Source organism: Gordonia polyisoprenivorans (genome assembly GCF_017654315.1).
Classification (GTDB): Bacteria; Actinomycetota; Actinomycetes; order Mycobacteriales; family Mycobacteriaceae; genus Gordonia; species Gordonia polyisoprenivorans_A.
The window spans coordinates 2,523,249-2,540,518 of sequence record NZ_CP072203.1 but is presented as its reverse complement, the minus strand read 5'-3'; the positions used below and the strand labels follow the sequence as shown (position 1 = coordinate 2,540,518).

The following is a 17,270-nucleotide window of genomic DNA, read 5'->3' as shown; positions in this document are numbered from 1 at the left end:
CGGGCCGCCTCGACACGCTGGACGCATGAGCGAACACAAAACTTCCCCGCCCCTCCGCAAACGCACCGCCGAGAGCCTGCTGAACCAACGCATCCTGATGCTCGATTCGGCGCTCGACGACGAGATCGGCAGCGCGCTGTGCGCACAGTTGGTGATGCTGTCGGCACAGGATCCGGTCGCCGACATCGGCCTGTGGATCAACTCTCCGGGCGGCTCGGTGCCCGCGATGCTCGCCATCATGGACACGATGCGGATCGTCCCGAACGACGTGGTGACGGTCAACCTCGGAATGGCCTACAGCGCCGGGCAATTCTTGCTCTGCTGCGGTACCCGCGGAAAACGGTACATCTTGCCGCACGCAAAGGTGTTGCTGCACCAGGGATCTGCGGGGATCGGCGGGTACGCCCCCGATATCGAGTTGCAGGCCGACGACCTGCGCCATGTCCGTGACACCGTTCTCGGTGTCATCGCCGAGCGGACGGGCCAGACCCGTGAGCGGGTGTTCGCCGACTCGCTGCGCGATCACGTGTTCACCGCGGAGGAGGCGCTTGCGTACGGCTTCGTCGATCACATCGTCGACTCGGTGGCGCAGCTGCGCCCGGCCGCGGCCACACCGGCCGGATTCGGGGTGACCCGATGAGCACCTACACGATTCCCAACGTGATCAGCCGAACGCCGCAGGGCGAACGCGTCATGGACGTCTACAGCAGATTGCTCGACGACCGAATCCTCTACCTGGGCACCGAACTCGACGACGGCGTCGCCAACGCGCTCATCGCGCAACTGCTCCACCTCGACTCCGACAATCCGGAGGCGCCGATCGACCTCTACATCAACTCACCCGGCGGATCGGTGATGGCCACCTTCGCGCTCTACGACACCATGCAGTACTGTCACGCACCCATCGCGACCACCTGTGTGGGACAGGCACTCTCGTCGACCGCACTGCTGCTGGCGGCGGGCCGGCCGGGACGCCGGGCAGTGCTGCCGCACGCACGGGTGCTGCTGCACCAGCCGTCGGGACAGGGTCGCGGCACGATTCCCGACCTGATCCTCGCCGCCGAGGAGATCCTGCGGACCCGCGAGGAGATCGAACGCGCATTGAGCCGTCACACCGGCAACGACGTCGAAACGCTGCGCCACGACACCGACCGGGATCGGGTCCTGCGCGCATCCGAGATCGTCGACTACGGCATCGCCGACCACATCATCGACGAGCGCGCCGTACTCACCCGCCGGTGACGGCCCGGGAGGCTCAGGCGGCCAGCGCGAGCGGTGATCGAGAGGCGTTCTGCGGACGAGCGATCGATCGATCGCCGTCCCGCGCCGGCACCGAACCGAGCACCGGGATGCTCGTCGACCGGGCCAACTCCACCGCGACCTCGCGGGTGAGGTCGAGCAGTGACAGGCCGAGTGCCCCGGCCACGGCGCCGAGCAGTTCGCTCGACGCGTCCTTGCGGCCGCGCTCGAGTTCGGAGAGATACTGGCTCGAGACGCCGGCCCGGCGGGCGGTCTCGACGAGACGCTCGGCCCGGTCATGGCGATGGCGACGCAGAACCTTGCCGGTCACCTCACGGAACAACGGTTCCACCGGTGCCGGCGACCGGGCTCCGGAGGTGTCGGCCTTCGATCGCTGCTCGATCATGGAGTCGATCCTACGACGGCACCCGAGCGGTACCGGCCGCCTTCTGCTGTGAGCAGAACGGGGGCGGCAGATCGGCAGTGCCGCGTCGAAATGGTTCAGCCACGCGCCAATTCGGCGAGCACCGCGGCGCTGACTTCCCAATCCATGCATTTGTCGGTCACCGACTTGCCGTAGACGAGCGGATCGGCATCGGGAGACTGCGCACCGGCTTCGAGGAAGCTCTCGAGCATGACGCCGCTCACGTGCACCGGGTCGCCGGCTTCTCGACGCGCCCGGATCGATGCCGCGATCTGTGTGGCGACCTCGGCCTGGCGGAGGTGGTCCTTCCCGGAGTTGGCGTGGCTTGCGTCGATCATCACCCGCGGCGTCAGACCCGAACGTTGCAATGCCGCAACGGCGTCGGCGACGGAGTCGTCGTCGTAATTGGGTCCGGCGGTGCCACCGCGCAGGATGATGTGACAGTCGGAGTTGCCCGCCGACTCCACCAGCGCGCCGTGTCCGAAGTCGTCGACTCCGAAGAAGACGTGCGATGCCGCAGCGGCTTTCACGCCGTCGATCGCCACCTGCACGTTGCCGTCGGTGCCGTTCTTGAAGCCGATCGGCATCGACAGCCCCGAGGCGAGCTGGCGGTGCACCTGGGATTCGGTGGTGCGGGCCCCGATCGCACCCCAGGCGACCGCGTCGGCGATGTACTGCGGGCTGGTCGGTTCGAGGAACTCACATCCCACCGGCAGCCCGAGGTCGATGATGTCGAGGAGCAACGACCGCGCCGTCCGAAGGCCGCGCTCGACATCGAAGGTCTCGTCCATGCCCGGGTCGTTGATCAGGCCCTTCCATCCGACGGTGGTGCGGGGCTTCTCGAAGTACACCCGCATGACGATCTTGAGCCGCTCGGAGTACTGCTGGGCCAGCGGCGCCAACCGGCGCGCGTAGTCGAGGGCGGCGATCGGGTCGTGCACCGAGCACGGGCCGACGACGACGAGCAGCCGGTCGTCGGCGCCGGAGAGGATGGCCGCGATCTCGTCGCGGTCGCGTTGAACCGCAAGGGCCCGGCGCGCGGTCAGCGGCAGTTCGCTGCGAATGGTGTCCGGCGACGGGATCGACCGGAACGAGCGGATCCGGCGGTCCGAGGTCGATTCGGCCGAGAGAGAGCGGTCGGCGGGAGTTCGGGAGAGATCTCCGAGGGTGGTCACTGGTATGCCTTTCGCGGGGTTGTGGGCCCTGGTTGTCGGCTGGGCCCGCCCGCATCGTGGTCGCCGGAAAGCCCCTGACATGACAAGAGCAGTGACCTGGTGGTCACTGCTCGGGGCTCCGGGATGTGGCGTGCGGCGCGATCAGCGCTTTATCGCAGGCTCACCCGGAGCCTCGATAAAGAAACGCCAATAGGCGCGCACGGTGCTGATCACGATAGCGAGGCTACCACGGGCGGCGGTGCGGACCCAACGACCGCCCACCGGACACCCGCTCCGATACCCCTTCTCGATCAGCAGAGCCCGCCCGAGGAGTCGACCAGCGCCGCGACCTGCGCGTCGGAGGGCTCGGTACCCATGGCCTGCTTCATCACCGGCGCCGCGAACGTGCGCGCCGCGTTGTCGCCGCCGGTCTTGCGAACCCGGCAGACCGACGACCCGAGCGACACCGCGGTGTCGGCGTCCATGTCGATCCCCTTCGCGCGCAGCGAGTTCAGGAAGGCGGTGCGCGCAGAGGTCGGCGGCGGCGCCACCGTCTCGACGGTGCCCGCGCTGGGCAGGGTCACCGGCGTCGGAGGCGGCGCCTGCGTCGATGCGGCGGTCGATGCCGGCCCTGCGGTGGCCGACACCGGGCTCGTCGACGTCACCGAACTCACCGGCGCCGACGTCCTCGATGCGTTGACGGTGGTGCCCTCATCGGACTGGGCGCAGCCGGCGACGAACAACACCAGTCCGAAACACCCCACCCCGACCAGGGTCCACGGCTTCGACCGGTAGCGATGATCCGTGCCGTTGGGGTCACGCATGGAAGAACCCTCTCGCGAAGGCGTTGTTGACCGCGTCCTGCCAGTAGGGCCAGTCGTGCATGCCCGAGACCGGGAAGTCGGTCATGACGGGCACCCCGTTGATCATCGCCTGCACGTCGAAGGTGTGCGTCAGCGCCGAGGAGAGCACCTCCAGCGGCACCCCCTCGACAATTAGTGCCGGATCGGTCAGGACAGCGCCCGCGGTCGCGGTGTAGCCCGGGATGCCGCTGCCGGTGTAGAGGAAAAGTCGCAGTCCACGCATCTTGCCGATCTGCACCAGCGGATCGTTGTCGAGCCAGCGGGTCGACCACGGCGGGCCCCACATGGCGTCGACGTTCATCGCCGGGGTGCCCCCGTCGATGGCGGGAAAGATCATCGCGACCCGGATCGCTTCACGGACGCCGGGGGCGGTGGTGTTCAGCAGACCCGACAGCGACCCGGCCGCATCGAAGTCGCGGTGATCGTCGGCGGCGGTGATCAACGCCGAGCTACCGCTCATCGAGATCCCCATGATCGCGTAGTGGCCCGAGGGCCCGCGCAACCCGTGCGCGTCCATCGCGGCGACCAGGCTCCGACTGATCACACATCCCCACTCGTAGGTGTAGCTTTGCCGGCTGAAATTGTCCGGTGTGTCCCAGTTCGTGTAGAAGCTCTCGTAACCCCCCACCGGCTCAACGACATTGACGCCGCGGTCGGCGAGATCCTGGATGTGCGTGTTGTGTTCCCACCCGCTGAGGTCGTCGGTGGCCCGCAGACCGTCGAGCAGGACGACGGTCTTGGTGTTCTGCGGTCGCGTCCAGGCGCGCACTTTGACCGAATCAGGTGGTCCGCCAGGGCTTTGCGTCGGCATGCCGCATGAGTTGATCCACCAGGTCTGCGCCGGAGGTGCCGCCTGCGCGACGCCCTGGCCGATGACCGACAACACCCCGACACTCACCGCGGCCAGCACCACGGTGAGCGCCCTGGCGCTCACCGACCGGACCGATCGGTGACGCCACTTCGCGCCCACCCGAACACCTCCCACCATCTACCCACTCCCGTCGACGGCACTTCGCCTCTGCCACAACTCATGACGCGACTATCGGCGAAGACGCCGCCCCCGTTACCGATTCCGCGCACCGACCTCCGCGACAAATCGGACGAACTTCGCAGTGGCACAACATTTGTCACCGTCGGAGTCAACCTACACCGCCGATGGGACTCAATGGGCACACCCCAAACGTGACCATCGGTTGATACCGGACAAACCTCGGTCAGGGATGGCCGCGATCGATGAGATGGCTGAGCACGATGATCGATTCGGTGCGATCGACGCCACCGGCCTGCCGGATTCGTTCGAGTGCCTGCTCGAGGTGATGCACGTCGCGCGCCATGATCCGCAGGATCGCGTCGGCCTGTCCGGTGATGGTCGCCGCGCTGACGACCTCCTGAATGGGTTCCCACGACTCCTTGAGGATCTCCGGCGAGATGTTGCCGCGGCAGAAGATCTGCACATAGGCCTCGGTGGTCCACTGCATCGCGGCCGGGTCGACCACCGTGGTGAATCCCTTGATCACGCCGTCGTCGACGAGGCGGTCGACTCGACGCTTGACCGCCGGCGCCGAGAGCCCGACCTCGTCACCGATCTGCGCATAGGTCGCGCGCGCATCCCGGGTGAGACACGCCAGCACCTTCTCGTCCAGTTCGTCGAGCCCACGCAACACATCGCCCCTATCTCAGCAATGACGCACGAAATCTTCATCAAGTGCGCAATTTTCGTCGATTGATTGCAACGATGTACGAGCTTACGCTCGATTCATGACGCTGACGACCCCCGATGTCTCTGTGTGCCCGGCCACCGCCGGAAGCCCCACGAGAGTGGCGCGCACACGCTTCTATGCGATGACCCCGCCGACCCATTTCACCGTCACCTACGCGATCAATCCGTGGATGGATCCGTCGGTCGGTGTCGATCCCGACCGCGCGATGGCGCAGTGGGAATGCTTGCGCCGCACCTACGAAGCCCTCGGCCACACCGTCCACACGGTCGATGCGCAGCCGGGTCTGCCGGACATGGTGTACGCCGCCAACGGCGGCCTGGTCGTCGATGGCGCAGCGATCGCGGCCCGCTTCACCTTCCCCGAACGGGCGGCCGAGGCCGGGCATTACGCGCAGTGGTTCAGCACCGCGGGAATCCGTCAGGTCCACCAGACCACCGGAGTCCAGGAGGGCGAGGGCGACTTCCTCGTCGTCGGCGACCGCATCCTCGCCGGCACCGGCTTCCGCACCCACCCCGACACCCATGCCGAGGTCGCCGCACTGACCGGTCTGCCGGTGATTACCCTCGACCTCGTCGACCCGCGCTTCTACCACCTCGACACCGCCCTGGGCGTGCTCGACGAGCACACCATCGCCTATTACCCGCCGGCCTTCTCGGCGGCCTCTCGCCGCCTGCTCGCCGAACTCCATCCCGATGCCATCATCGCCACCGATGCCGACGCCGAAGTCCTCGGGCTGAACCTGGTCTCCGACGGCCGTCATGTCGTGATGACCGACGCCGCACCACATCTGGAGTCGCAGATCCGTCGCGCCGGATTCGAACCGATCACCCTCGATCTGTCCGAACTCCTCAAGGGAGGCGGCGGCATCAAATGTTGCACGCTGGAATTGCGCCCGACCGTCGACGCCGGGCAGTCCACATCGGAGGCACCCATGACCGGACCGAACACCATCGGGATACCCCGACACCTCGAATATTCTCCCGAACCTCATGTGGCGCACAACTATTCACCGATTCCGGTGGTCGCGGCCACCGCCGAGGGCGCGTGGATCACCGACGTCGACGGGTACCGGTATCTCGACTGTCTCGGCGCCTACTCGGCAGTGAACTTCGGCCACCGCAATCCCGAGATCGTCGCGGCGGCAACCGAACAACTCCATCGTCTGACACTGACCAGCCGTGCCTTCGGGTCCGATCGACTCGAACCGTTCTGCGCAGCACTGGCGGCTCTGTGCGGGAAGGACCTCGTGCTGCCGATGAACACCGGCGCCGAGGCGGTCGAGTCCGCACTGAAGGTGGCCCGCAAGTGGGGCTACGACGTCAAGGGGGTTCCTGCGGGTGCCGCCGAGATCATCGTCGCCGGCGGCAACTTCCACGGGCGAACCATCAGCATCATCAGCTTCAGCGACGACGACGCCGCACGCGACGGATTCGGTCCGTACACACCGGGTTTCGTGCGGGTTCCGTTCGGCGATGTGGACGCGATGGCGGCGGCGATCACCGACCGGACCGTCGCCGTGCTCGTCGAGCCGATCCAGGGCGAGGCCGGCATCATCGTGCCGCCCGACGACTACCTGCCCGGCGTGCGCCGGCTGTGCACCGATCACGACGTCCTGATGATCGCCGACGAGATCCAATCCGGGCTCGGCCGCACCGGGAAGACCTTCGCATGTCAACACTGGGACGTCGTCCCCGACGTCTACACCCTGGGCAAAGCGCTCGGTGGCGGCGTACTCCCGGTCTCGGCGGTCGTCGCCGACGCCGACGTCCTCGGGGTTCTGCATCCCGGTGAGCACGGGTCGACCTTCGGCGGAAACCCGATGGCGGCAGCGGTCGGTCACACCGTGGTGCGCATGCTCGCCGACGGGACCTGGCAGGCGCGCGCCGCCGACCTCGGTGAGCACCTACACGCACGGCTGCGCGACTTCGTGGGCCACGGTGTCCTCGCCGTGCGCGGCAAGGGTTTGTGGGCGGGCCTCGACATCGACCCGCAGCTCGGTACCGGCAAGGAGATCTGTCTACGACTGGCGCAGTGGGGTGTGCTCGCCAAGGACACCCACTCCTCGACGATCCGGTTCGCGCCGCCGCTGGTGATCACCCACGACGAGATCGACTGGATGATCGAACGATTCGCCCTCGCACTGCGCGGTTGATCACCGTTCGGGTCCCCGCACCTGCCCCAGTCGCCGCTCCAGGTGCCGTCGCTCTGCCGGGTTTCGTACGAACTCCAGTGCCCGAGAGAAGGATTCGGCGGCGTCATCGCGACGATCGAGCTGGTCGAGCAGTTCGGCGCGGGCCGCATGCCACAGATGATGCATATCGAGCCCGTCGATACGATCGAGGGCGGCCAGTCCGGCCTCCGGTCCCTCGTGCATCGCGAGAGCGATCGCACTGTTCAACGCGACGAACCGGCCGGGGGTCAACCGTTCGAGTATCCGGTAGATCTCGACGATGACACCCCAGTCGGTGTCGGCGCTGCCTGCGGCTCGTGCATGGATGCCGGCGATCAGCGCCTGCAGGCGGTAGGGCCCCACGCCCGGGCGCGACACCGCCTCCCGGAGATGGTGTTGCGCCCGGACGATCATCTCGGTGTCCCAGCGGGTCCGGTCCTGGTGGTCCAGGGTGACGAGACGGCCGTCGTCGTCGATACGTGCTGCCGCTCGGGAATGCTGGAACAACTCGAGTGCGAGCAGCCCGGCGACTTCTCCGTCGTCGGGCAGGAGCATCGCCAACGTCTCGGTCAGCCGTATCGCCTCCGCGGCGAGGTCGACGCGAATCAACGTCGGGGCGTCGACCGCGGAGGCGAGATAGCCCTCGTTGAAGATCAGATAGAGAACCCCGAGGAGCGCGGCGACCCGGTCGTCGAGATCGGTGGGTACCCGCAGCGGTATGCGGGCCTGGCGGATCTTGCGTTTGGCCCGCACGATACGTTGCGCCAGAGTCGCTTCGGTGACACCGAAGGCCGTGGCGATCTCGGCCGTGGTCAATCCGCCGACCAGCCGCAGCGTCAACGCCGTCTGTGCCGAGAGGTCCAGTGCGGGATGGCAACACAGGAACATGAGGCGAAGCCGCTCGTCGGAAACGGTGGCCTCGTCGGTGATCTCGTCGACGATCGGCTCCGGGCTCGAGGGGCCGATCTCGTCCGCGGCCACGAGATCTCGCGCCGCCGACGCCAGCCGCCGCCGATCGGCGGCACGCCTGCGCAGCGCGTCGACCATCGCATTGCGGGCCACGGTGTGAATCCATCCCGTCGGATTGTCGGGGATCCCGGTGCGGCGCCACGCCCCGAACGCCTTGAGCAACGCCTCCTGGACGCAGTCGTCGGCAAGGTCGACGTCGTCGTACCGGGCGGCGAGGAGAGCGAGCAGACGCCCGCTCTCCTCGCGCGCCACGCGGGTCACCGCGACCCCGACCGGATCGTCGGTCACGACAGTGGCTATCCCGTGGTCGCAGCGTCGCCGACCGGGGTGGGGGTTCCGTCGGGGCCCGGGACCAGCTGGATCGGGCGGATCTCGACGACGCCGAACGGGACCGGGATCCTGGCGGCCCACTCCAGCGCCGCGTCGAGGTCGTCGACCTCGATCCGGTAGTACCCGGCAAGCTGTTCCTTGGACTCGGTGAACGGGCCATCGGTCACCGTGGGCTTCTCCCCCAAGGTCAGACGCAGCGTCGTCGCCGACGTGCTGGGCTGCAGACTGCCCCCGTCGCACAGCACCCCGGCCGCGGCCAGCGCTCGCCCGTAACTCGCGAACGCCTGCTGCATCTCGTCGAAGCCGGGGTCGCCGGGTGCGGGGCGCGGAACACTCTCGTCGGTGGTGATCGCCAGAAGATACTGCATGTCGGGTCCTCTCATCGGGTGCGATCCGACGCCGTTCGCCGGATCCATGATCGCATCCGAGCGGCGCGATCACCCCTATGACGCAGTGGAACGCGCACTTCGACACCTCGAGCGGAGAGTCGTCGTGGGCGTCAGTGAAGGGCGTCGAGAACCTCGCCGTGGGCGATGCGCACGGCGCCCGCACCACCGTCGACGTCGACGAGCGTTCCGTCACCGAGAAGCGACACCGCGTCGGCGACGCCGGTGACCGTGGGGATGCCGTATTCGCGCGCCAGGATCGCTCCGTGGCTCAGTACCCCTCCGGTCTCGGTGATGAGTCCGCCCAACAGTGGGAACACCGAGGTCCAGGCGGGATCGATGTTCTTGGCAACCAGGATGTCGCCGGGTTGCACCGCCTCCAGACCCGAGATGTCGTCGACGCATCGGGTGCGTCCTCGCGCCCGGCCCCGGGATGCACCGATACCCGTGATGTCACCGTCATCCGCGCCGGCGGCCCGGTCGCCGTCGGCGATCTCGCCTTCGGTCTCGATGTCGTCGAAGAGGTAGGTGGCCGGCATGCGGGTGCGATAGGTGAGGTGGTTCTGACGGCGACTGCGGATCTCATCGCGATCCACCGGTGTCCGCATGCTCGGCCAAGGGCTCGCACACGCCCACAACTCCGGTGCGGTCAGGTAGTAGACGTCGTCGAGGTCGTCGAGTATCCCCGCGTCGACCAGTCGTCGAGCCTTCTCCGCGACGAGCGCGCGGGCGTGGGCGATGAGGTAGTCGAGGTGATACCGCTGGTTCTCGCGGTAGACGGTGAACTCCTGCGTGCGCTCGATGACCGTTCGAAGGACCGCGCGTCGCACGCGGCCGAGCGGACCTCGCGCGGCGCGCTGCAGCGCGGTGTCGGTGGCCTCGACCCGGGTTGCCGCGGCCGTGCTTTCGCCGGTGCCCGCGCTGCGCGCGCCGCCGCGAACCTGCGCGCGGACGAGGCCGAGTACGACGTCGGGTTCTTCGCTCCACCGGGCAGCAGCGATGTCGCGGCTCGCGGCGCGGTGTCCGTGCCGCGTGAGGAAGGCATCGAACTCGGCCCACACGGTCGCGTCCGGTTCGGCCGCTCGCAATCGATCCCAGTTCTCGCAGTCGCCGAATCGCGTCGCGAACTGTTCATCGGCGCGCACCGCACGAGCCAGGTCACAGATCTCGGCGTTGATCTGCGCGGTGCGGGTTCCCGGCAGTCCGCCGATCACGCTGCGGTAGAGTTCGCCGTCGTCGTCGGCGCACCACTGCCGGAGCAGATCGGCGAGCACCTGATGCAGCAACACATTGTGCAGGCCCATACCCCACCGGATGATCCGGAAGTGTTCGAGCCCAAAGGTTTCGAGTTCATCGAACTGCCGTCGCCACTCCCTGTCCCCGAGTGCTGCATAATCCTGGACCAATTTGGGCGCGATGTGATCCTCGATCCGCCGACAATGCGCCCGCATCGCCGCCAGATTGGCGCGCTGCCCGCCGCGGTTGGGGTCGCGGCGTAACGACCGCGCCATCTCCAGTGTCAGTCGCGGATTCCACGGTTCCTGCTCGATCCGCGACATCCACAGTGGGGTGAACCATGCACCGAAGATGGTGCCGCGTCTGCCTTTCGGCAGGGCCCGCGCCATACTGGCCGCGTAGGTTCCGTCCATGTACATGTACCCGTTGAAGAACTTGAACGGCTCACGGACCGCGAGATCACCACGCTTCTGCAGCCGCGGGAGTTCGACGAACATCGGGATGTCCATCCACGCGCCCATCACCGCCGACGACAAGGGCAGCGAGTATTCGGATTTGTACTCGTCGCCCCATCGTCGCGACCACACGTTGTCCGGGTCGGCGCTCGGCAGCGAGGTGATGGGACGATCCTGCAGGACGTACACCGAGCCGTCGCAGATCGCCCATTCGATGTCCCGGGCGGGCCCGATGGTGCTCCCCACCTGACCAGCGGTGGCGTGCAGTGCCGCGAGGTCCGTGTCGTCGAGGCATGCCACCTCCGCGCGTTCCGGTGGCACCGGACGGTCGAGAAGTGCTCCTTCATACACGGTTTCGATCTTCTTGTGGGCGACGCGTTGCTCTCGCACCGATCCGGTGACTCGGTCGAGCACCACGTGGTCGGGGTTCACCTTGCCCGACACGATCGACTCGCCCAGACCCCAGGATGCGTCGATGACGATGTCGTGAGCGAAGGGCCGGTGCGGATTGGCCGTCAGCATCACCCCGGCGCATCGCGGTTCGAGCATCCGTTGCAGCACGATCGCAATGCCTCCGGCACCATCGATGTCGCGGCCCTCGCGATACACCGCGGCGCGGTCCGCACCATGTGCACGCCAGCACTGCGCCACCGCCGCTTCGAGTTCGGCCTGGCCGTCGACGCCCAGAACGGTCTCGTACACGCCCGCGAACGACGCGCCATCGAGGTCCTCGGCGACAGCTGAGGACCGCACGGCCCAACGCGCGTCGGGATACTCCGCATGCACCTGGGTCCACCAGCGTTCCAATTCGTGGGCACACCGCTGCTGCAGATCGTCGTTCAGCGATACCTCGGCCGGGATCACCCAGGCCTCGGGCACGGTGAGTCCGGCTCGCAGTAGTCGGACCAATCCCAGTGCCTTGCCACCGATTTCAGCGATGTCCGCCGATAGTCCGGGTTCGAGTCGCAGGATCATCGCAGTCGCCCTTTCAGTCCGGCACCAACCACCCGCGCCAGGTCGGGAATCCGGCGTGCGATCTGTCGGCGATCGGCGTGCCAGGCATGCTCGAGAACCCCGTGCCCACGACGGGGGACCCCGTCGAGGACCGTCTCGAAACGGGCGTGCGTCTCCTGGAGGAAGAGTCCCTTCTTCACCAGCGGCACCTGAGCGATCGCGGTGGCGGTGATTTCATACGTGGCGCCGGTTTCGTCGCGCATGAAGATTCGCGCGGACTCCGGCACCTGCGGCACCCGACCCCAGGTGTAGTCGACGTCGATCGCGGTGACCGCTCGATTCTCGCCGTCACGGAACACGAATCCGGCGGGTTCGTCGCTGCTCGCAAGCAGTGCCAGGGTTGCGTTGAACGCGAAATCGGGTCCGAATTGTGCTGTCAGCCATTCCCATCCGGTGATCGACGCCCAATCGCGCACACCCCACGACTTGTCCCGATGACCCAGAGCCTCCACCCGGCGTGTCTGTCCGCCGATTCCGATGGTGCCCTCGACGGTGCCGACCTGCTCGAAATGGTGGGCACCATCGGTGGCGTCGCGCAGCTCGGTGAAGTCGTGCGGCGGACCCGCCGCCGTCCATGTCAGTGCGACCTCGGTGGGGCCGGTCAGCTCGATCCGCCACCGTTGGAACGGCTCACGCATGGTGTACGAGAGCCTGCCCACAGCCAGCCCTCGCTCGACCGGTACCGACCGATCCTCGGCGGTGACGGCGATACCGACACCCGGATAGACGTATTCGAGCTGTCCGTCGCGGACCAGGATGAGCAGTGCGTCGGCCTTTCCATCGGCCGGGTTCACCCCGATGCGGGTCAGTCCGAAGGACCGGCCGTCGACGTCGGCCCAATTGAAGTAGTAACTCTCCTGCCAGGACCGCTGGTCGGCGGGAGGGTGCATTTGTTCATCGACAACTGTGATCACGAGAAGATCCATTCATGAGAGTGACGACCAACACACTCTCATCATTAATTGACACTTGTCAATCTACTTCTGGCGCAGCCCGTCGATCACCACGTCGACCGCCAGCAACGCGACGTCACTACTGCGCAGCGACTCGCGTCCCCGGATCTGCGCGGTGGTGCTCGCGAGGCCGCCGATCCCCCATGTCGTCAGGAAGAAGTAGACCGCCTCGACCGCGCCGGCGCGTATGACCTGGGCACTCTGCAGTTCTTCGAGCAGCGCCGCCGTGAGTTCCCGGGTCGGGGTGATGTATCGCTCCAACATGTATTCGAATCGCGGGCCCGGACGTGCCGATTCCTGTTGGATGATCCGCGCCAGCGCGGGATGATCGAGAGTTGCCAAGGCGTACTTGCGCATTCCGATCCGCAGCAGTTCCAGCGGGTCGTCATCGGATTCGTCGGACTCGATGGTCAAGTCCGAGAAGAGCTGCGCGAAACCATGATCGACTGCCGCATACCATGCCGCTTCCTTCGACTGGTACCGACTGTGAATGAGGTTGTGGCTGATACCGAGGTGCCGGCACAGGGCGCGCACGCTCGCACCCTCGAAGCCGAGATCGGCGAATGCGCGCAACAGATTGTCGAGGAGGTCGGCCTCACCGATGACCAGAGGACGGGGCATCGGCCCAGTATAGGAAGCAAGACCCCGGTACCGGTTCCTCCTCGACGGCCCACCGACGTCGGGACGTGTCACGGCAAATCGACCATCGCCGAGACCCTCCACCGGCCCGGATGTGCCCTCACCTCGTGAACCGGCGACTACGCTGAATCGCGTGTCCACCGATCGCACCCGCCGCCGTGTTCTGCTCATCCGCCACGGACAGACCGAATGGTCGCTGTCCGATCAGCACACCGGGCGCACCGACATCGACCTGACCGCCAAAGGCGAGCAGGATGCCGCGGCACTGAGGGGCATCACCGAGCGCATCGGTTTGCACCAGCCGTTCGTGTTCGCCTCTCCCCGACGCCGCACCCAGCGGACCGCCGAACTCGCCGGCCTCAGCGTCGATGAGACCAGCGAGTTGTTCGCGGAGTGGGACTACGGCGACTACGAGGGGTTGACCCGCGTGCAGATCCAGGCGGATCACGATCCGACATGGGCGATCTGGACCCACGGCGCACCCGGTGGCGAATCGGTCGCGGACATGACCACACGAGTCGACGCCGCCGTCGATCGCGTCGAAAGTCAGCTCGGCTCAAGTGATGTGGTGGTGGTGTCGCACGGGCACTTCTCGCGGTCGTTCATCTGCCGATTCCTGCGATGGCCCATCGGCCAAGGCGCCGACATCGACTTGCGGCCGGCGGGTTCGGCGCTGCTCGCCGAGGCGGGCGGCGATCGCCGACTGTCCGAATTGCGTGGGCCCGTGGGCGAATGGGCCACACCCACATCAATCTGACAAGCGATGGATCCGAGAGGTGGCCGGTGATGACGACAGCAATCGTGCTCGGCGGTGGCGGTCTGGTCGGTATCGGCTGGATGACCGGCGTGCTCGCTGCACTGGAGGAGGCCGGCGCGGTGCGCCTCGGTGACGCCGCCGCAGTGATCGGCACCTCCGCGGGATCGGCAGTCGGTACGGCCATTCTTCAATCAGGCTCGGCCGCCGATCAATTCGACATCATGGTGCGCGCGTCACGGCGCAATGCAGAGCTGGGGCCCGAGGGTGACGTCGCCTCGGCGCTCGAGGCGTTCTTCGAGGTGGCCACATCCGGCGCACCGCGCGCCGAGCGGGCCCGGCGATTCGTCGAACTGTCACACACTCACGCCGGCACGGAACCGGACCGCCGTCGAGCCGCGGTCCGCGGCCGGTACACCTCCGAGTTCTGGCCGCCGAACCTGCAGATCACGGCACTGCGCGAGGATGGCGAACTCACCGTCTTCACCACCGAGGAGCGCACGGTGCCCGACGGAGCGCGATGCGTCGAAGGCGTTGACCTGACCGATGCGGTGACCGCGAGTTGCGCCGTCCCCGGTATCTGGCCGACCGTCACCATCGGCGGCGCCGAGTACATCGACGGCGGATCGTTCTCGCCCACCAACGCCCACCTGGCCGCCGGGTTCGACGAGGTCATCGTCATCGCGCCGATGCTCGACGATCCCGATACCGTCGCCCCGCAGGTCGCGACCGTCCTGGCCGCAGCGCGCGTGATCACCCCGTCGCAACGTTCGGCAGCCGGTTTCGGAACCAACCCCCTTGATCCCGACATCCGTGGTGTGGCAGCGGTTCTCGGCTACGACGACGGCGTCCTCGCGCTCACGTTGTCGGAGTGGTCGGCGGCGGTGTGATGATGCGACTCGCACCTCGCAGCCCGATCACCCCAGCGCAGTGCGCAGCGCCTGCCCGTCGGTGACCGGGAGATCACACACCGTACCTCTGCACACATAGGCGGCATCGACACCTGAGACGGGCCCGCGATCTTCCAGTAGCGGCAGCGAATCCCGTTGACCGGCAACGACGATCGATCCTCCGGGAGCGAAGGTCCGAGCCTGGGCGGCGAGTTCCCCGGTGCTGCCCGGCGTCTGGGAGACCGCGATCTGCAATGGCCCGGCGGCGCGCGCCTGTGCCACCGCGAGCCACTGGCCGGCCGAGCGCGGAAGTTTCGCCAACAGCACCGCACCCCGGCCGAGAGTGGCGTCAAGCAATTCCGCGTAGCGCGCGGCGCGAGCGGTATCGGCCAGTGCCGACGCGGCGAACAATGCCTCGGCCAGCAGTGACGCACCTGCGGGAGTGGCCCCGTCGATCGGGTCGCGGGGTCGTGCGATCAGGTCGGTACCCGCCGCGTCGTACCAGCTTCCCGGCTCGTCGGGGTCGGCGAAGATCTCGATCGTGATGTCCAAGAGTTCCAGCGCCTGCTCCCGATGGGAGATCTCGCCGGTCACCTGGTGCAGGGTCAGCAACGCGGTAACCAGCGCTGCGTGATCATCCAGTGCGGCAACGGGATCGCCGATGACGCCACCGAGCGACGCCCGGCGCAATCGGCCGCCTCGGACGTGCTCGGCGAGTAGCGTCGCGGCAACCTCACGTGCGAGGTCGATCCATTCCGGGTGACCGAGCCCTGCGCCTGCCTCTGCCAGGGCGGTGACGGCGATCGCGTTCCAGCCGGTGACCACTTTGTCGTCGCGGGCCGGTTGGGGCCGATCGGCACGCGCGGCCAGCAGCCGTCGGCGTACGTCGTCGAATCGTTGTCGAACGGCATGGGTGTCGAATCCGTCGGGGTCGAGCCGCAACCGCAGGGTCGAGGTACCGTGTTCGAAGGTCCCCGACTCGGTCACACCGAAAAGTTCTGCGGCCCAACGGCCGTCCGGGTCGCCGAGCACCTCGGTCAATTGCGCCGGCGTCCACACATAGGTCGATCCTTCGACGCCTGCGGCATCGGCGTCGAGCGCGGACGCGAAGCCCCCGGGCACCCGTAGGTCCCGTCGGAGGAACTCCACGATCTCACCGGTGACGCGGGTGGCCAGAGGATCGCCGGTGATGCGCGCCAGATGCGCGTACACCCGCAACAACTGCGCGTTGTCGTAGAGCATCTTCTCGAAATGCGGTACAACCCAGTCGTTGTCGACCGCGTAGCGGGCGAACCCGCCGGCGAGCTGGTCGTGGATACCGCCGCGCGCCATGGCATCACACGTGCGGCGGACCGCGTCGAGGGCCTCGGGCGTTCCGGTGTATTCGGTGTGCCGCAGCAACGCTTCGAGCAGCGCCGACGGCGGGAACTTCGGTGCTCCGCCGAATCCGCCGGACTCCCGGTCCTCCTCGCCGAGGACGCTGTTCACCGCGTGCGTGAGGAGCCGATCATCGACGTCGAGTGCCCCGGCCGGCAACGCCGAGGCGTTGGCGTGCAGATGATCTCGAACCTTGCGACCGACTCCGGAGACCTCGTCGCGCCGTTGCGTCCACGCCTCGGTGATGGCGGTGAGGAGTTGCCGGAAAGACGGCATGCCGTTGCGCGGCGAGTCCGGAAAGTACGTGCCGCAGTAGAACGGCTCCCCGCCGGGCGTGAGAAAGCAGGTCATCGGCCAACCGCCCTGCCCGGTCATGGCGACGGTGGCGTTCATGTAGATCGCGTCGATGTCGGGCCGCTCTTCACGATCGACCTTGATGCACACGAACTCGGCGTTCATCTGTGCGGCGGTCGCCTCGTCCTCGAACGATTCGTGCGCCATCACATGACACCAGTGGCATGCGGCGTACCCGACCGACAGCAGGACCGGGACGTCCCGGCGGGCAGCCTCGACGAGCGCATCGTCACCCCACTCGCGCCAGTGCACCGGGTTGTCGGCGTGCTGACGCAGATAGGGGCTGGTCGCCGCCCCGAGTTCATTGCGCGTAGCGCTGGACTCACTGGTCATCGGTGTCCT

Annotated in this window: 16 protein-coding genes; 5 read left to right on the top strand and 11 right to left on the bottom strand. The window is 67.3% G+C overall.

All coding sequences use genetic code 11. The annotated features are described in order from the left end of the window. Positions 1-25 precede the first annotated feature (25 nt). Both J6U32_RS11435 and J6U32_RS11430 read left to right on the top strand, forming a co-directional pair. Positions 26-640 carry a ClpP family protease gene (locus J6U32_RS11435; protein WP_208795544.1) on the top strand — a complete coding sequence of 205 codons (615 nt, stop codon included), beginning with the start codon at positions 26-28 and terminating at the stop codon, positions 638-640. Then, positions 637-1,242 (top strand): ClpP family protease, encoded by a 606-nt coding sequence (locus tag J6U32_RS11430; protein WP_208795543.1) that lies wholly within the window; start codon positions 637-639, stop codon positions 1,240-1,242. The genes J6U32_RS11435 and J6U32_RS11430 overlap by 4 nt, the downstream gene beginning before the upstream one ends. 13 nt (positions 1,243-1,255) lie before the next feature. On the opposite strand, the gene J6U32_RS11425 is transcribed toward J6U32_RS11430, so the two are convergent. From J6U32_RS11425 to J6U32_RS11405, 5 genes are all read right to left on the bottom strand, one after another. After that, positions 1,256-1,645 (bottom strand): helix-turn-helix domain-containing protein, encoded by a 390-nt coding sequence (locus J6U32_RS11425; RefSeq protein ID WP_208795542.1) that lies wholly within the window; start codon positions 1,643-1,645, stop codon positions 1,256-1,258. Positions 1,646-1,740: 95 nt separating this feature from the next. Further along, the gene (locus J6U32_RS11420; RefSeq protein ID WP_208795541.1) at positions 1,741-2,838 is read right to left on the bottom strand and encodes a 3-deoxy-7-phosphoheptulonate synthase; all 1,098 of its coding nucleotides are present in this window, start codon (positions 2,836-2,838) and stop codon (positions 1,741-1,743) included. A 290-nt stretch (positions 2,839-3,128) separates the two neighbouring features. Further along, the gene (locus J6U32_RS11415; RefSeq protein ID WP_208795540.1) at positions 3,129-3,641 is read right to left on the bottom strand and encodes a hypothetical protein; all 513 of its coding nucleotides are present in this window, start codon (positions 3,639-3,641) and stop codon (positions 3,129-3,131) included. After that, on the bottom strand, positions 3,634-4,668 hold the full coding sequence (locus J6U32_RS11410) for an alpha/beta hydrolase (RefSeq protein WP_208795539.1): 1,035 nt from the start codon (positions 4,666-4,668) through the stop codon (positions 3,634-3,636). Before J6U32_RS11410 ends, J6U32_RS11415 begins: the two co-directional genes overlap by 8 nt. Before the next feature lie 226 nt (positions 4,669-4,894). Continuing rightward, the gene (locus J6U32_RS11405; protein WP_006372289.1) at positions 4,895-5,341 is read right to left on the bottom strand and encodes an Lrp/AsnC family transcriptional regulator; all 447 of its coding nucleotides are present in this window, start codon (positions 5,339-5,341) and stop codon (positions 4,895-4,897) included. Between the two features lie 97 nt (positions 5,342-5,438). On the opposite strand from J6U32_RS11405, the gene rocD reads away from it, so the two are divergent. Further along, positions 5,439-7,553, top strand: coding sequence for an ornithine--oxo-acid transaminase (rocD, locus tag J6U32_RS11400; RefSeq protein WP_208795538.1), 2,115 nt, complete (start codon positions 5,439-5,441; stop codon positions 7,551-7,553). Here rocD and J6U32_RS11395 read toward each other — a convergent pair whose 3' ends face one another. The 5 genes from J6U32_RS11395 to J6U32_RS11375 form a co-directional block, all read right to left on the bottom strand. Then, on the bottom strand, positions 7,554-8,828 hold the full coding sequence (locus J6U32_RS11395) for an RNA polymerase sigma factor (RefSeq protein ID WP_208795537.1): 1,275 nt from the start codon (positions 8,826-8,828) through the stop codon (positions 7,554-7,556). 8 nt (positions 8,829-8,836) lie between these two features. After that, positions 8,837-9,238, bottom strand: a complete 402-nt coding sequence (locus J6U32_RS11390; RefSeq protein WP_244332819.1) for a YciI family protein — start codon at positions 9,236-9,238, stop codon at positions 8,837-8,839. A 131-nt stretch (positions 9,239-9,369) separates the two neighbouring features. Further along, a complete protein-coding gene (locus tag J6U32_RS11385) occupies positions 9,370-11,922 on the bottom strand; it encodes a PEP/pyruvate-binding domain-containing protein (RefSeq protein ID WP_208795535.1) in 2,553 nt (850 codons plus the stop codon). Further along, the gene (locus J6U32_RS11380; RefSeq protein WP_244332818.1) at positions 11,919-12,875 is read right to left on the bottom strand and encodes a DUF7064 domain-containing protein; all 957 of its coding nucleotides are present in this window, start codon (positions 12,873-12,875) and stop codon (positions 11,919-11,921) included. The genes J6U32_RS11385 and J6U32_RS11380 overlap by 4 nt, the downstream gene beginning before the upstream one ends. A gap of 63 nt (positions 12,876-12,938) precedes the next feature. After that, entirely contained in the window at positions 12,939-13,535 is a 597-nt protein-coding gene (locus J6U32_RS11375) for a TetR/AcrR family transcriptional regulator (protein WP_208795533.1), read from the bottom strand. A 151-nt stretch (positions 13,536-13,686) separates the two neighbouring features. Between J6U32_RS11375 and J6U32_RS11370 the strand changes: the two genes are divergently transcribed. After that, the gene (locus tag J6U32_RS11370) at positions 13,687-14,310 is read left to right on the top strand and encodes a histidine phosphatase family protein (RefSeq protein WP_208795532.1); all 624 of its coding nucleotides are present in this window, start codon (positions 13,687-13,689) and stop codon (positions 14,308-14,310) included. 29 nt (positions 14,311-14,339) lie between these two features. Continuing rightward, on the top strand, positions 14,340-15,197 hold the full coding sequence (locus J6U32_RS11365; protein WP_208795531.1) for a patatin-like phospholipase family protein: 858 nt from the start codon (positions 14,340-14,342) through the stop codon (positions 15,195-15,197). A gap of 27 nt (positions 15,198-15,224) precedes the next feature. On the opposite strand, the gene J6U32_RS11360 is transcribed toward J6U32_RS11365, so the two are convergent. Then, the gene (locus J6U32_RS11360; protein ID WP_208795530.1) at positions 15,225-17,261 is read right to left on the bottom strand and encodes a thioredoxin domain-containing protein; all 2,037 of its coding nucleotides are present in this window, start codon (positions 17,259-17,261) and stop codon (positions 15,225-15,227) included. Positions 17,262-17,270 lie beyond the last annotated feature (9 nt).

What these genes read in the sequence shown, in the direction of transcription:
- J6U32_RS11435 (WP_208795544.1), top strand. Translation starts at nt 26, where the DNA reads ATGAGCGAACACAAAACTTCCCCGCCCCTCCGCAAACGCACCGCCGAG.
- J6U32_RS11430 (WP_208795543.1), top strand. Translation starts at nt 637, where the DNA reads ATGAGCACCTACACGATTCCCAACGTGATCAGCCGAACGCCGCAGGGC.
- J6U32_RS11425 (WP_208795542.1), bottom strand. Translation starts at nt 1,645, where the DNA reads ATGATCGAGCAGCGATCGAAGGCCGACACCTCCGGAGCCCGGTCGCCG.
- J6U32_RS11415 (WP_208795540.1), bottom strand. Translation starts at nt 3,641, where the DNA reads ATGCGTGACCCCAACGGCACGGATCATCGCTACCGGTCGAAGCCGTGG.
- J6U32_RS11410 (WP_208795539.1), bottom strand. Translation starts at nt 4,668, where the DNA reads ATGGTGGGAGGTGTTCGGGTGGGCGCGAAGTGGCGTCACCGATCGGTC.
- rocD (WP_208795538.1), top strand. Translation starts at nt 5,439, where the DNA reads ATGACGCTGACGACCCCCGATGTCTCTGTGTGCCCGGCCACCGCCGGA.
- J6U32_RS11390 (WP_244332819.1), bottom strand. Translation starts at nt 9,238, where the DNA reads ATGCAGTATCTTCTGGCGATCACCACCGACGAGAGTGTTCCGCGCCCC.
- J6U32_RS11385 (WP_208795535.1), bottom strand. Translation starts at nt 11,922, where the DNA reads ATGATCCTGCGACTCGAACCCGGACTATCGGCGGACATCGCTGAAATC.
- J6U32_RS11375 (WP_208795533.1), bottom strand. Translation starts at nt 13,535, where the DNA reads ATGCCCCGTCCTCTGGTCATCGGTGAGGCCGACCTCCTCGACAATCTG.
- J6U32_RS11365 (WP_208795531.1), top strand. Translation starts at nt 14,340, where the DNA reads ATGACGACAGCAATCGTGCTCGGCGGTGGCGGTCTGGTCGGTATCGGC.
- J6U32_RS11360 (WP_208795530.1), bottom strand. Translation starts at nt 17,261, where the DNA reads ATGACCAGTGAGTCCAGCGCTACGCGCAATGAACTCGGGGCGGCGACC.